Source organism: Acinetobacter sp. Ag2 (assembly GCF_001005515.1).
Lineage (GTDB): Bacteria > Pseudomonadota > Gammaproteobacteria > Pseudomonadales > Moraxellaceae > Acinetobacter > Acinetobacter bereziniae.
This window is the reverse complement of record NZ_LBNA01000048.1, coordinates 32,512-45,811: the sequence shown is the minus strand read 5'-3', so window position 1 is coordinate 45,811 and position 13,300 is coordinate 32,512. Positions and strand designations below refer to the sequence as shown.

15 protein-coding genes are annotated in these 13,300 nt (G+C 38.6%); 11 read left to right on the top strand and 4 right to left on the bottom strand.

Translation table 11 applies throughout. The features are described 5' to 3' along the window. Nucleotides 1–138: 138 nt before the first annotated feature. Nucleotides 139–1,275: a Bcr/CflA family efflux MFS transporter gene (locus tag AAV97_RS10020; RefSeq protein ID WP_046760462.1), complete on the bottom strand. Its 1,137-nt coding sequence runs from the start codon at nucleotides 1,273–1,275 to the stop codon at nucleotides 139–141. Nucleotides 1,276–1,378: 103 nt separating this feature from the next. Here AAV97_RS10020 and AAV97_RS10015 point away from each other — a divergent pair, with 103 nt between their 5' ends. Beyond that, complete coding sequence (locus AAV97_RS10015; RefSeq protein WP_046760461.1) at nucleotides 1,379–2,149, top strand: AraC family transcriptional regulator; 771 nt, start codon at nucleotides 1,379–1,381, stop codon at nucleotides 2,147–2,149. A gap of 119 nt (nucleotides 2,150–2,268) precedes the next feature. On the opposite strand, the gene AAV97_RS10010 is transcribed toward AAV97_RS10015, so the two are convergent. Together AAV97_RS10010 and AAV97_RS10005 are read right to left on the bottom strand one after the other, a co-directional pair. Then, nucleotides 2,269–3,408: a fatty acid desaturase family protein gene (locus AAV97_RS10010; protein WP_009584314.1), complete on the bottom strand. Its 1,140-nt coding sequence runs from the start codon at nucleotides 3,406–3,408 to the stop codon at nucleotides 2,269–2,271. Nucleotides 3,409–3,527: 119 nt separating this feature from the next. Beyond that, complete coding sequence (locus AAV97_RS10005) at nucleotides 3,528–4,550, bottom strand: flavin reductase family protein (RefSeq protein WP_046760460.1); 1,023 nt, start codon at nucleotides 4,548–4,550, stop codon at nucleotides 3,528–3,530. Between the two features lie 174 nt (nucleotides 4,551–4,724). Here AAV97_RS10005 and AAV97_RS10000 point away from each other — a divergent pair, with 174 nt between their 5' ends. From AAV97_RS10000 to AAV97_RS09990, 3 genes are all read left to right on the top strand, one after another. Further along, on the top strand, nucleotides 4,725–5,369 hold the full coding sequence (locus AAV97_RS10000; protein WP_004832185.1) for a TetR family transcriptional regulator: 645 nt from the start codon (nucleotides 4,725–4,727) through the stop codon (nucleotides 5,367–5,369). Between the two features lie 90 nt (nucleotides 5,370–5,459). After that, a complete protein-coding gene (locus AAV97_RS09995; protein ID WP_046760459.1) occupies nucleotides 5,460–6,041 on the top strand; it encodes a TetR/AcrR family transcriptional regulator in 582 nt (193 codons plus the stop codon). Between the two features lie 258 nt (nucleotides 6,042–6,299). Beyond that, nucleotides 6,300–7,511, top strand: coding sequence for an MFS transporter (locus AAV97_RS09990; protein ID WP_046760458.1), 1,212 nt, complete (start codon nucleotides 6,300–6,302; stop codon nucleotides 7,509–7,511). Nucleotides 7,512–7,578: 67 nt separating this feature from the next. Here AAV97_RS09990 and AAV97_RS09985 read toward each other — a convergent pair whose 3' ends face one another. Then, a complete protein-coding gene (locus AAV97_RS09985; protein ID WP_046760457.1) occupies nucleotides 7,579–8,196 on the bottom strand; it encodes a thiol:disulfide interchange protein DsbA/DsbL in 618 nt (205 codons plus the stop codon). Between the two features lie 449 nt (nucleotides 8,197–8,645). On the opposite strand from AAV97_RS09985, the gene ubiG reads away from it, so the two are divergent. The 7 genes from ubiG to AAV97_RS09955 all read left to right on the top strand — a co-directional run bounded on the left by ubiG (nucleotide 8,646) and on the right by AAV97_RS09955 (nucleotide 13,185). Further along, nucleotides 8,646–9,359, top strand: a complete 714-nt coding sequence (gene ubiG, locus AAV97_RS09980) for a bifunctional 2-polyprenyl-6-hydroxyphenol methylase/3-demethylubiquinol 3-O-methyltransferase UbiG (protein ID WP_046760456.1) — start codon at nucleotides 8,646–8,648, stop codon at nucleotides 9,357–9,359. Then, entirely contained in the window at nucleotides 9,356–10,030 is a 675-nt protein-coding gene (locus tag AAV97_RS09975) for an HAD family hydrolase (RefSeq protein ID WP_167387379.1), read from the top strand. The genes ubiG and AAV97_RS09975 overlap by 4 nt, the downstream gene beginning before the upstream one ends. A 127-nt stretch (nucleotides 10,031–10,157) precedes the next feature. Beyond that, nucleotides 10,158–10,904 (top strand): YciK family oxidoreductase, encoded by a 747-nt coding sequence (locus AAV97_RS09970; protein WP_004832201.1) that lies wholly within the window; start codon nucleotides 10,158–10,160, stop codon nucleotides 10,902–10,904. Between the two features lie 204 nt (nucleotides 10,905–11,108). Further along, entirely contained in the window at nucleotides 11,109–11,264 is a 156-nt protein-coding gene (locus AAV97_RS21210) for a hypothetical protein (RefSeq protein WP_004832203.1), read from the top strand. Nucleotides 11,265–11,543: 279 nt separating this feature from the next. After that, on the top strand, nucleotides 11,544–11,939 hold the full coding sequence (locus AAV97_RS09965) for an RcnB family protein (RefSeq protein ID WP_004832208.1): 396 nt from the start codon (nucleotides 11,544–11,546) through the stop codon (nucleotides 11,937–11,939). A 219-nt stretch (nucleotides 11,940–12,158) separates the two neighbouring features. Next, nucleotides 12,159–12,455, top strand: a complete 297-nt coding sequence (locus AAV97_RS09960; protein WP_005034756.1) for an RcnB family protein — start codon at nucleotides 12,159–12,161, stop codon at nucleotides 12,453–12,455. Nucleotides 12,456–12,822: 367 nt separating this feature from the next. Next, a complete protein-coding gene (locus AAV97_RS09955; RefSeq protein ID WP_009584329.1) occupies nucleotides 12,823–13,185 on the top strand; it encodes an RcnB family protein in 363 nt (120 codons plus the stop codon). Nucleotides 13,186–13,300 lie beyond the last annotated feature (115 nt).

Genomic DNA, 13,300 nt, shown 5'->3' with positions numbered 1-13,300 from the left:
ATACTCTAGTGTTGGTTTTGTTACAAGATGGTGGTTTTTGAAATTGCTGAGTATACGTCGCTGACTGACAGACCGGTCCAAACCACTTGCATGCGACGGAGCATCATCTTAAAAATAATTGGATCAATGTGAAAGTTTTCATACATCACGATGCCGAAATAAATTTATGCATAAAGTCGCCACACTACAAATCAATAATACTGCTGCCAAATTTTGTCCCCAACCAGCCAAAACTAATCCCCCACCTAATAATAAATAATACATCAAGCCCAACAGTGCGCCTGCTGTACCTAAACATTCAGCATAGTGTTTAAGTGCTGTCGCAAGAAGATTAGGGATGGCAAGCCCATATGCAACCATGATCAACAGTACAGGAAAAATAAATAACCAACTCTTGATGGCTAGAGTGATACAGATCAAAACACTCCCCAAAATAGCAATCAATGCCGCAATAGACACCAAAGTATGGGGATTGACGTTTTTATTAAGCAAAGATTTATTCAGTAATGCGCCAAAAATGGCGCCTAAGGTCAAACACAGACCGCTCAATCCAAACACCCATGATGAGGCTTCTAATATTTGAAAATAGAAAGGAGACAACTGATAGTAAGCAAAAAGATTGATATTAAAAAGTGCAACCAAAAATGCGGTTTTCCAAATCTCATTATCTTTAAGCATGGCAATAAAAATATGAAGAATAGGAACTTTTTTATTGTTTTTAACAAGCGTCTCAGGGAGCTCAAACACACACCAACACATAAGCAGGATTGAAAATAGCGCTAAACCTAGAAATACACCTTGATATCCCCACCATGTTGTGATGAATGCGCCAAATACCATACCTAGAGCTGGGCTAAGCGCAAGCAGAATACCAATGATGGAAAAAATCTTGACCAGCTCCTTGTCTTTGAAAGTATCTCGAATAATAGTTTGTGTTCCGATGGAACCCACAGCAGCACCAAATGCCGAGAACATTCTGGCGATGATTAAATCATCAAAAGTACGACATAAAATCGCAGCAATCGAGGCAATCGCATAAATCAATAATCCACCCAATATCGATTTTCGTCTTCCCAAAATGTCACACATCTGCCCCCAAAAGACGATACCCAGCGCAAAGGCAATGAAATATAAAGAGATCGTTTGACTCGCTTTTTCAGAACTTATATGGAATCCATGTGCAATATGAGGCAGTGCTGGGCTGTAGATCGTCTCAACAACTTGGGGAAACATCATCAAAACAGCCAGTAAATAAAATATAGATTTCTTTAACATTTTCTTTTGAATACGTTGAATTGAACCATCGAGAAAAATAACAAAATCAAATTTTGAGAGATATAATCATAAAAGACATATTATTTATAAAATCGGACAAACAATGGCATGGTTAGCAGCGGATGCTGATTTTAATCCAGATCAACTCGGATTAAATGTGATCGGTATTGCTTCGGAAATTGCTCGACATGATTCGGGAGAACATGCCCACAAAATGGGACAACTGCTATTTACCAGCAGTGGCAGTATTAGAATTACCTTATCTGGTCAGCTATGTATCCTGCCCCCTGCACATATCGCATGGATTCCACCAGACACAACTCATCGTGCTGAAATGAGCCAAGTGACTGGCTATCGCTCGGTATATATTAATACCGTTCAATACCCAGTACTTCCTAAAGAAGTCAAAGTCTTGCAAGTTAGTGCTTTATTAAAAGAAATATTGGAGAGAATCGCTTTCGCTGATTTTGATACGGACTGGAGCAAACGACCTTTTTTGGATTTATTTAATGTTGGATTGAATGAAATTGAAACTGCACCATCAGTATCGGTTATTCTACAATTTCCAACTGATCGTCGATTAAGAAAATTTTTAGGTACTGAGCTATTACCGCATTTAAATGTATTTGCAGATCTGGTTGGACTCAGTGAAAAAACCATTGGCAGAATTTTTTTACGCGAAACAGGTTTGAATTATCAGCAGTGGCGACAACAATGGCGTTTTCTGAAAGCGATAGAATTATTATCTAAAAATGAAAAAATATCCGTGATCAGCCATCACTTAGGTTTTTCCTGTGAGAGTGCCTTTATCTCCTTTTTTAAAAGAATGTCGGGGAAATCACCAAGGATGCTGATTAAAAAAGATCAATCATGATTGGACCCGAAGCTGAATTTTAAAATTGAGTTTTTATATTTTAAACAAAAGAACCTTGTCGCTCTCAACAAGGTTCTTTCAGACTTTCGCCACCATAAAAGGGCTTTGTAAGATAAAATCTAAGCAAAAATCCCTTTCACTTTCTGCACTGATTGAGTAATGCTTGTGGTCCAGTGATTAGGTAAAGAACATTTCGCTAAACGTACCCACACACTACCAAACTGTTTAAAGAAATTCGCTTCATTATAATTGATGTCATATTCTGCACATAACGCCTTAATTTTAGGAGCAACTTCCGCATAACGGTTCGCAGGCATATCTGGAAATAGATGATGTTCAATCTGATGACTTAAATTACCACTTAAAATATGCAACCAATCGGTTCCGGTAAAATTGCTCGAACCACGAATCTGGCGTAAATACCATTCTGCACGTGTTTCATTTTCAACATTATCCGCTTCAAAGGTTTCGGCATCCTCAGTGAAATGACCATTGAAGATCACTGCTGAAGACCATAGGCTACGAATCACATTGGCAATCGCATTCCCTGCCAAAACAGGTAAAGCATTTGGTCCTGCGATCAATGGAAAAAACACGTAATCTTTTAAAATCTGACGGCGCGCTTTTTTACGAAATTTTGTAGCATCTGCCCAAACTTGTTTCCACGTTTTGGTTTTGTAAACCAAAGCATCTTCTAAATGCAGATTCTGTACACCGACATACCATTCAAAAAATACCATCAATTGAATCGCCAATGGGATATTGAATAAAAAGCGCGGTTCCCACTTTTGTGACTCACTGACTCGAAGTAACCCATAGCCAACATCATGGTCTTTCCCGACAATATTGGTATAGGTATGATGCACATAATTATGGGTATATTTCCAATCATCACCTGTTGCCATGGTATCCCAGTCATAGTTTGCCCCATTCAAACTTGGATCATTTAACCAGTCGAATTGTCCGTGCATGACATTATGTCCAAGTTCCATGTTTTCAACGATCTTGGAAATACCCAACAACCCTGTGCCAATGACCCAAACTGGTGGAATCCATCCCCCGAACATCAACATTCCACGGGATGCTATTTCACTATAACGCACAAAATTTCGGATTTTATAAATGTACTTGGCATCTTGTTCTCCCAAGCTGTCCATCACTTCACGGCGTATTTCATCCACCCGACGACCAAACTCTGCTGTTTGTTCAGGGTTTAAATGTTTTGATTTACTGTTTGGAAAATTGACTGACATATTCATTGTTTTACTCCTCAGCGCTTCATTTTTAGAAGCTTTCGCTGAATTTTAGGTACAACTTCCTACGTCTAGCTTCAACAGAGCAAGAAGTTGCTTAAATTTATTTAAATGATTACTTTAATTTACAGATTAATGACCACAGGACTAACGGCCTGACTGATACACAATTTAATTTGAGTGTTGCTGTCATGGTCAATTTCACCCGTGAGTATATTCTTGGTTGAACCACTCACTTTAGTACATGTACAGGTATTGCAAATCCCCATACGACAACCATGTGTTGGTTTTAACCCTGCATGTTCAGCACTCTCAAGAAGGTTAGAACGCGCTTCAAACTCTTGTTGTGAGCGTAAAAAAACGATTGGTTGTGCTTCTAGGCTTTCGTCTACTGCAATCTGGAAATATTCCTGTTTTAAGCGCACTGTAATATTCAAATCCTGATAAATTTGATTGATGCTTTGCATCATGGCATTCGCACCGCAGGCATAAGTTTGACGTTGCTGAAAATCAGTAACTAAACTTTGCAATAGCTTGATGTTTAAATGCTGTTTTTGCTGAACTGTATTGATGTAATGATAATTAAACTGTGGGTATTGCTGAAAAAGCTGTTCCAAATCTGCATGATATGCTTCATCCCGACTAAAATAAATTAAATCTACAGGACGATCTGAATCAGTCAATGCTTCAAGCAACAGCGAGTAAATTGCGGTGATTCCACTCCCAGAAGCCACCAATAATAATGGGGTATGATCTTGGTCTAAAACAAAATCACCTTGAGGTTGAGACAGTTCAACCACACGTCCAAAAGCCAACTGGCTTAATGCAGTAGAAACCTTACCTTGTTGCTTAACAGCGATAATAATGTCGCCATTATTCAAAAATTTCACGACAGAATAACTGCGTTGTTGACGTACACCTGCAATTTCTACAGTGATTAAAACACTTTGACCTGCTTTAAATTGCTGATGTTTAAAATTACGATTTGGTCGTAATTGAATTTGATAAAAGTCAGTGCTCAACGCACGTGTTTTAACTACTGTGGCTTTAACCTTTTTCCAAGCCCAAATAGGATTGATTTTTTCTGCGATAAAATCGACGAAATCCTCACGAACCCATTCTGGCTGATACTGCATATAGCTACTCATGTGACGTTCCTCTTTGTGCTTGCTATTTATTGAGTGAACAAACGTTCTTTTAGTGAACATATGTACACTATAATCATTTTTTTAATTCAGTCAACACCTGTACACTGACATTCGTCGTTTAATTTGTTTTTATTTTTGATAGACTCATCACAACAAAAATCTTTGGATATCCAAATGTCGATACGCGATGAACGTAAACAACAGAGCCGTCAGGCTTTACTTGATGCTGCTTTAACCTTAAGCACATCGGGTCGTTCATTTTCGAGTATCAGTTTAAGAGAAGTTGCCCGTGAGGTAGGTTTGGTACCAACAGCGTTTTACCGCCATTTTCAAGATATGGATGAGTTAGGTAAAGAGTTGGTCGATCAAGTGTCCTTATACCTTAAAAACGTGTTGCATCAATTGGGCAAAGGACTTGCTCATCCAGAAGCCAAGACCAAAACCAGTATGGAACTATTCTTTGAAGCTGTAGACAGTAGTCCCCAACAGTGGATTTTTATGATTTCGGAACGTTGGGGTGGTTCAGAAATTGTTCGTCGTGCCATTTCACGCGAAATCGACTTTTTGAATGATGATCTTGCCAGTGATTTAAAAAAATTTGAAGTGATTGATAATTTTCGTGATGAGAGTGATTTAAAAGTCATCACCAACATTCTGATTAATCTATCTTTTACTTGGGCAATGTCTTGGATTAGCCTGTCTCGCCAGTATTCAGGTATCGAACTTGAATTACAGAAAATGGTGTTAAAAAAGCAAGCTGTGACTCAAATTCACTTAATTTTCAAAGGGATTGAAAATTGGGAAGTCAAAGCATCTTAAACACCCTCACTTAAATTTCTAGACGAAGGTTGACACTGGCTTAAGTTAGTGCAAAACTTATTGGAACAATCGTTCCAATAAAAACATTCTATGCGTAACAAAGAATTTGAACCAGATGAAATTGCCGATGCTGCCATGCAAGTCTTTTGGCAAAAAGGCTATGCTGCAACTTCTGTACAAGACCTTGTAGATGGTACAGGGCTTTCACGTAGCAGCTTATATAATACTTTTGAAAATAAACACAAGCTCTATCAGGAAGCATTAAAACGTTATCAGGCAATCACTACTGCAAATATTCAAAAACTGACTGGGGATACGTCTGTTCAAGAACGCATACATCAATTATTGCTTTCAATTCTTGAGGATGAATTAAAAGATCCACAACAGAAAGGCTGTTTGGTTGCCAATGCTGCTTTAGAACTTGCTGCACATGACTCAGATGTTGCTCAGCAAGTACAACATAATTTTCAACGTCTTCAGCAAGCTTTAGCACAGATCATTGTTGATGGGCAACATAGCGGTGAGATTTCAATTGATAAAAATCCAGAAGCATTGGCTTATTTTTTGGTCAATACCATTCAGGGAATGCGAATACTGGGTAAAGGTAGTGATTTAGCAGAAAGACAAAAAATTTTACAACATGTCATTGATATAACAATGTTATCTCTCTAATTCGACAAGTCAAAATGCTTTCAAGATTTTGGCTTTTTATTTCAACCATTTTGGAACAATCATTCCAATAAGAACACAACAACACAGTGATCTTGCTATAACAAGGATTAAATATGATGAAAATTTTCACACCCAACCATATGAATAAATTTAATTTATCAATCTCTATTGATCATGCAAGGGAGATCACAACAAACCCATTACAAGCTCAATGGACTAGACAGGCATGCCACCTTATCACAGCACAGGAAATCCCCCATGTCTGATCATCAAAAATCTCAAAAGCAGCCATCACCCAACAAAACTGTTGAAAAGTTACCTGTATTGCAATTGCTTGCTTTTACCTTAGCAGGCTTTCTCGCCATCATGACAGAAACCTTACCTGCTGGATTACTACCACAAATCAGTCAGGGACTGGCAATCACAGAAGCTCAAGCAGGTCAATTTATTACGCTTTATGCCTTAGGGTCTGTGATTGCCGCAATCCCTGTCATCACCTTGACACGAGACTGGAACAGGCGCCCTTTATTTTTATATGCAATTACAGGTTTATTGATCTTTAATAGTCTCACCGCAATTTCAACGCACTATTATTTTATCTTGGTTGCGCGCTTTTTTGCAGGTATGTCAGCAGGTGTGATTTGGGGATTACTGGCAGGTTATGCACGACGCTTAGTTTCGTTTCATCTGCAAGGCAAAGCTTTGGCGATTGCCAGTGTTGGTCAACCTTTGGCTCTATCTCTGGGAGTACCCTTAGCAACATGGTTTGGTCATTTGTTTGGCTGGAATCAGGTCTTTTGGGCAATGTCTGTACTCGCACTGATCCTGATCATTTGGGTACGTGCCATGATTCCAGACTTTCGAAGTCAGCCCCAGCAACACAATAAGTCTATTACACGGGTAGTTTCGAGCGCTGGCATTTTACCGATTCTGGCTGTCTTACTATTTTGGATCTTGGCACACAATATGCTCTATACCTATATTGCACCTTATTTAACTCATATTGAATTAGGTCAGCATCTTGATCTTGTGCTGATGTTGTTTGGTTTCTCCTCCATTCTTGGTATTTGGCTGGTGGGTTTGTGGGTAGATCGTTATCTAAGAATACTCACCTTAATCAGCCTAATTGTTTTTGCATTGAGTTGCGTATTACTGATTTTTATTCATAACGATCTGATCGTTCTTGCCTGTATCGCAATTTGGGGAATGACCTTTGGTGGAGCGCCTACCCTCTTACAGACAGCACTTGCCGATGCTGCTCAGGAAGATGCCGATGTTGCACAATCGATGTTGGTCACTGTTTTTAATTTAGCAGTCGCAGCTGGTGGATGGCTCGGTAGCATGATCTTGAATCACACAGGGGCTTCAAGCTTTCCACATTATATGTTGGGTTTGCTTATTGTCGCGCTGTTGATTGTGAGTTTGAGTCATCAACATGCTTTTAAAAGTGGTCAACGAAAACTGGCTTAAACATCGTCTAAACACTTTAGATATAAAAAAACCCGCAAACATTTGCGGGTTTCTGAACTGATCAGGCTTATTTTCCTGTACGTTCTTTATTTACAAGATAGTCAACAACTTGTGTCACTTTAGCATCTTCACCTTGAACCACATATTTACCGTTGACCACAACTGCTGGTACACCAGAAAGTTGATATTGTTGTGCCAACTGGTTTGATTCAGCAATTTTTGCTGTGATCGCAAATGAACTATACATGCTGTTGAATTTTGCTTCAGGTACGCCATATTGCGTAAAGAATTTAGCAAAGGCATCTTTTTGGAGAACTTGTTGATTACCTGAAAAGTTAGTATGGAACAAAGGCAAATGTGTACGTTTGCGTACACCTAGTGCTTCACTGACATAGTATGCACGCGCACCTTGTTCCCATAATGGATTCATCGCAGCAGGTGTACGAATAAAGTTAACATCCTTAGGAATCTTCTTTAACCACGTTTGCATATGTGGTTCTAATTTGAAGCAATGTGGGCATCCGTACCAAAAAAATTCACGTACTTCAATTTTACCTGGTACTGCAACCTTTCCAGGATTTTGAACAACGGTATAATCTTTGCCTGCAACAAAATCAGCGGCCATGATGTTTGCAGAAAATGCCATCACCATTGCGGTCATGCCACCTAAAATAAATTTTTTCATTGACTTTATTGTCCTCTAAGTCGTCTTGTATAGCTTATGCATTCACTATAAAACAAATATGAGAAAATCGTTTTCCTTCTGTGAAGTTTTTTACACGATTCATCGCTTTTTTCGGATTTATGGTTACACTAGGGTCTGTCGAGAATGAATCTATGGTTTCAACAATCGGTATTTTTTAGTCATACAAGGCATTCATAATGAAATTTAGTTATGCTAAATAAATTATTCATCACCGAGTCATGTCAAAACATACCATTGTTTCCAAGACTTTTGGCAAAGATCACCCAAACCTCGCTATGGAACTCGGTAAGGGAATAGCCCTTAACTCGGTTACATATCTGTTTGAATAAATTTTAGCCTAAAGTACAACCAAGGTATCAAATCTCAACAGACCCTAACATAACTGAACTTAATTTTTGATTAAAACAATTTACTTAGAGGTGACGAACATGTCGCAACTTAATGTTGATCCACAGGAAATTGCTAAATTTGAAGCATTAGCTGCTTTATGGTGGGATCAGCACTCTGAGTTCAGACCCTTACATCAAATCAATCCATTACGTTTAAATTGGATTGACGAACATGCCAATGGTCTTACTGGCAAGAAGATCCTCGATGTTGGTTGTGGTGGCGGCATTTTGGCTGAAAGCATGGCTCGTCGTGGTGCAGATGTTTTGGGTATCGATATGGGTGCAGCGCCACTCAATGTGGCACGTTTACATGCAGAACAGGAAAATGTTCATAATATTGAATATCGACAAATCCCTGTAGAACAACTGGCTGAAGAGCAAGCAGGTCAGTACGATATTGTGACCTGTATGGAAATGCTGGAGCATGTGCCTGATCCTGCTTCAATTATCCAAGCTTGTCAGAAGTTAGTAAAACCAAATGGTCATGTGTTTTTCTCCACCATTAACCGTAATCCAAAATCCTATCTGTTTGCGATTATTGGCGCAGAATATGTCTTACGTCTATTGAAAAAAGGCACGCATGACTATCACAAATTCATTAAGCCTTCAGAACTGGCTCATGACATTCGTCAATCTGGTTTAACACTTAAAGATATGACAGGTTTACATTACAACCCGCTCACCAAACACTATTGGCTCGCAGCAAATGTAGACGTGAACTATATGGTATATACCGTGAATGAAGGTGTCTGATGCAAGCTGTTCTTTTTGATTTAGACGGCACCTTGATTGATACTGCCGCAGATTTTATTCGCATCATCCAAGATATGTGCAGAAATGAAGGGCGTGCTGTTGTCGATGCAGATTTGATCCGTACCCAAGTCTCTGAAGGCGCGCGCGCGATGGTCAAGCTGGTTTATCCAGAACTTGAAGTTGATGACCCAGTTTTTCTCGCTCATCGCCAACATTTTTTGGATTTATATGGTGCAGACATTGCCGTTGATACAGATCTCTTTGCAGGGATGTATCCGCTTTTAGCGGAGTTGGAAAGCAATGAGATTCCTTGGGGTATTGTGACCAATAAGCCTCGTTGGCTTAGTGAGTCGTTACTTCAAGCACTCAATTTAACTGAGCGTTGTGCTGTACTGGTTTGCCCAGAAGACGTGAAACAGACTAAACCTGACCCTGAGCCAATGTATTTAGCTGCAAAACAGATTGATATTGCCCCAGAACAATGCATTTATGTAGGCGATCATCCTCGTGATATTGATGCTGGACGAAATGCGCAGATGTATACCATCCTTGCTGCTTATGGTTATTTACCATTACAGTACAAAGATGATTTAGGTGCTTGGCAAGCGGATTGTATTGTGGATAATGTTGATGAATTACATCAAGTTATCAAGAAACTTGTCAACATTTAGAATTGTTAAAAATTCTTTAATTGTTCTAACAAGATAATAAAAAGACACTGAAACATCTTGAATATGATGTTTCAATGTTTTTATATTGAAACTCAAATCACATCATAACAACTATAGGAGGTCTCCCATGAAATATTCAGAATATCAACCTCGCCCAGATTTATTGAAGGATAAAATTATCCTGATTACGGGTGCGGGAGACGGTATTGGGCGTGCAGCAGCACTCAGCTATGCCTTACACGGTGCCACTGTCGTTTTACATGGTCGTACGCTCAATAAACTTGAAGTCATTTATGATGAAATTGAATCATTAGGTGCGCCGCAGCCGGCGATTTTACCTTTACAACTCTCAACTGCTTCCGCTCGAGATTACGAACTTTTGGTTGATACGCTTGAACAGCAATTTGGACGTTTAGACGGTATTTTACATAATGCGGGTATCTTAGGCGAACGTGTGGAACTGGCAAACTATCCCGAAGAAGTTTGGGATGATGTGATGGCAGTGAATTTACGTGCTCCTTTTGTTTTGACCCAAGAACTCCTGCCTTTATTGCAAAAATCTGAACATGCCTCGGTGGTCTTTGCAAGCTCAGGTGTTGGACGAGAAGCACGCGCACAATGGGGTGCTTATTCGGTATCAAAAATAGCGATTGAAGCGGTGAGTAAAATTTTTGCCAAAGAAAATACTTATCCGAATATTCGCTATAACTGTATTAATCCCGGTGGTACACGTACGGCAATGCGTGCCAAAGCCTATCCTGATGAAGATCCAAAAGTGCTACCGTCACCAGAATCAATTATGCCAGCATATCTTTACTTGATGGGTGATGACAGTCTTTCATTAAATGGCGAAAGTATCGACGCACAAGACTGATTGATTTTCCCCTCACCGCGCTTGTGATCAGTGAGGGGAAAATATTGTTGAGTGAATTTTTTATAAACATCATCAAAGTTTAGATTTAGAAAGTCACTTAAATCGATTTATTCAATTAAAAATATAATTATATCCAGTTTTTCAAATCACATAAGGTCCTTTATAGTTTTCCTCAACAAAACCAGATCTAGAGAGGAATGAATCATGACTGATTTAAAATATAAAGTAGAGATCATCCGTTCAATTGAACAATTACAACTGCCAAATGATTTTATTCAAGCACTGGATGATGCTTATCAAGCAGAAAATATTATCAAAGCGATCAATTGTCTCAAGGATATGAATGACCAATGGTACTAGACCGTTTGATCAAAGCTGAGTTAACGCTACGCTTCAACTCAGCTAAAAACAATATTTATAAATATTTACATTTTTTTAATCATAAAATGTGCACTAAAGAAAAGTACATGAGCGTTTGTGGTTCAAAGCATTACGATAACCCTTTTCACTTTTTCAGAAATATGTTTTGATTATGTCTGTATTTTTTAATGAAAAACTGAATTTTCTTCACAGTTTCTCTGCAATTTAGCAGTACAGTAGTGAGGTCAAAATAAACACACTGGATAAGCGAGGATGATTATGAAAAAGATTTTAGCGATCATCGCAGTCTCTCTATCAACACTGCTGACGACTCAAATTACCATTGCAGGTCCTCATTTTGACAATGACCATGGTTATGACCAAGGTAAGCGTGATCGCGGTGAGCGTGGGCGTAATTTTCGTGGGAATGACGATGATAATATTCAAGAGCAACGTCGGGAGCGAGAAGAACGTGGTGTAAAGCGTTTACAGCAACATAAATGGCAAATGGGTTATGTAATGCCACAACATTACAGAGGAAACAGCTATAAAGTTGATTATAAGGATGAGAATCTACCAAAACCCTCACGTAATCAACAATGGTATAAAATTAATAATGACTATATCCTAGTTGATTCTGATAACAATAATATTGTGAGTATCCGTGGCATGTAGTCTGTGTAACACTGATCAATATTTCAATTTCATAAGCTCAAACACCTTTTTCGTTTGAGCTTTTTTTTTGCTCAATTTCTGCTTTTACAAGCGATGAGAATAATTTATAGAACTTGCATGCAAATTCACAATTCAATGATATTTCTCCATTTTTTATCTAAAATTCGGGAGTAATTTTTAATCATCGGATAGATCATCCGTTTTATAAGGTCAATTCAAATGAAAAAAGTTATCAGCGCAATCACGCTCTCTCTCAGTGCCTTAATCGCAACCTCAGCAATGGCAGATTGGGATCATGGTCGTGATCATCGCCCTATGGCTAGTCATGAAAAATTTGAATGGCGAGAAGGTGTAATTTTACCTGAACGCTACCATGACAATCATTACTATGTGAATGATTATCGTGTTTATAAAAACCTTCACAAACCAGCCAAATTTGAGCGTTGGTATAAAGTTGATGGTCGTTATGTACTTGTGAACGAACGTACCCACCATATTATTCGAGTCATCCGTTAATATTAAAATGATCAAAAGCACAGTCCCTATTCTGTTTGCTTTATCCATCCGTTAAAACTCAACGCCTTCCTCACCCTCCTTTTCCCAAGGAGGGTTTTTTTATTAAAATTAACTTCAGATTGTTCGTTTTATTTTCAAGCTCATTGAGCAATTGATCGTTTTGCGTATCAAGCCTCTCATTTTGTCGATTTCCACAGCAGAGATACGACTTTGAGATTTCTAAGGACCGAGAAAAATAAGGATATTGGCTGCCTTCATCAAATCTTCATACATTTCACAATTCAACTAAATCATCCTCACCATTTATCTCTAATTTTTGCGTAATTTGAAAGCATCAAAGGACACAAGTTAAATTCAGGTGAATCAAATGAAAAGCATTTTAACCACGATCACACTTTCGATGGCGGCACTGATAACCACTTCAGCTATCGCTGCACCACATGTAGACCATCGAGATCAACAGCACCGTTATGAACAACAGCGTTGGGATCATCGAAATGATCATCGTTGGAACAACAACAAGCATTATGGCAATACCGTTATTCCAAGCCGCCATTGGCGTTCAGGTCAGTATTTACCTTCTCAATTTGGCTCTTCTCGCTATCATGTCAACTATAAAAACTATCGTCATTTATCCAAGCCAGGAAAGTATCAACAGTGGTATAGAATCAATGGCGACTATGTATTGGTAAACCAAAAAAATCACCGCATTATTCGTGTCATCGGCTGATATTTTTAACATAAACTAAAACCCAACTGTGCTTGGGTTTTTTTAATATTTTGAGAAATACATGACAATTCTATTGAATTAACAATGCTTTCAACTACATATTTTCATGGATATC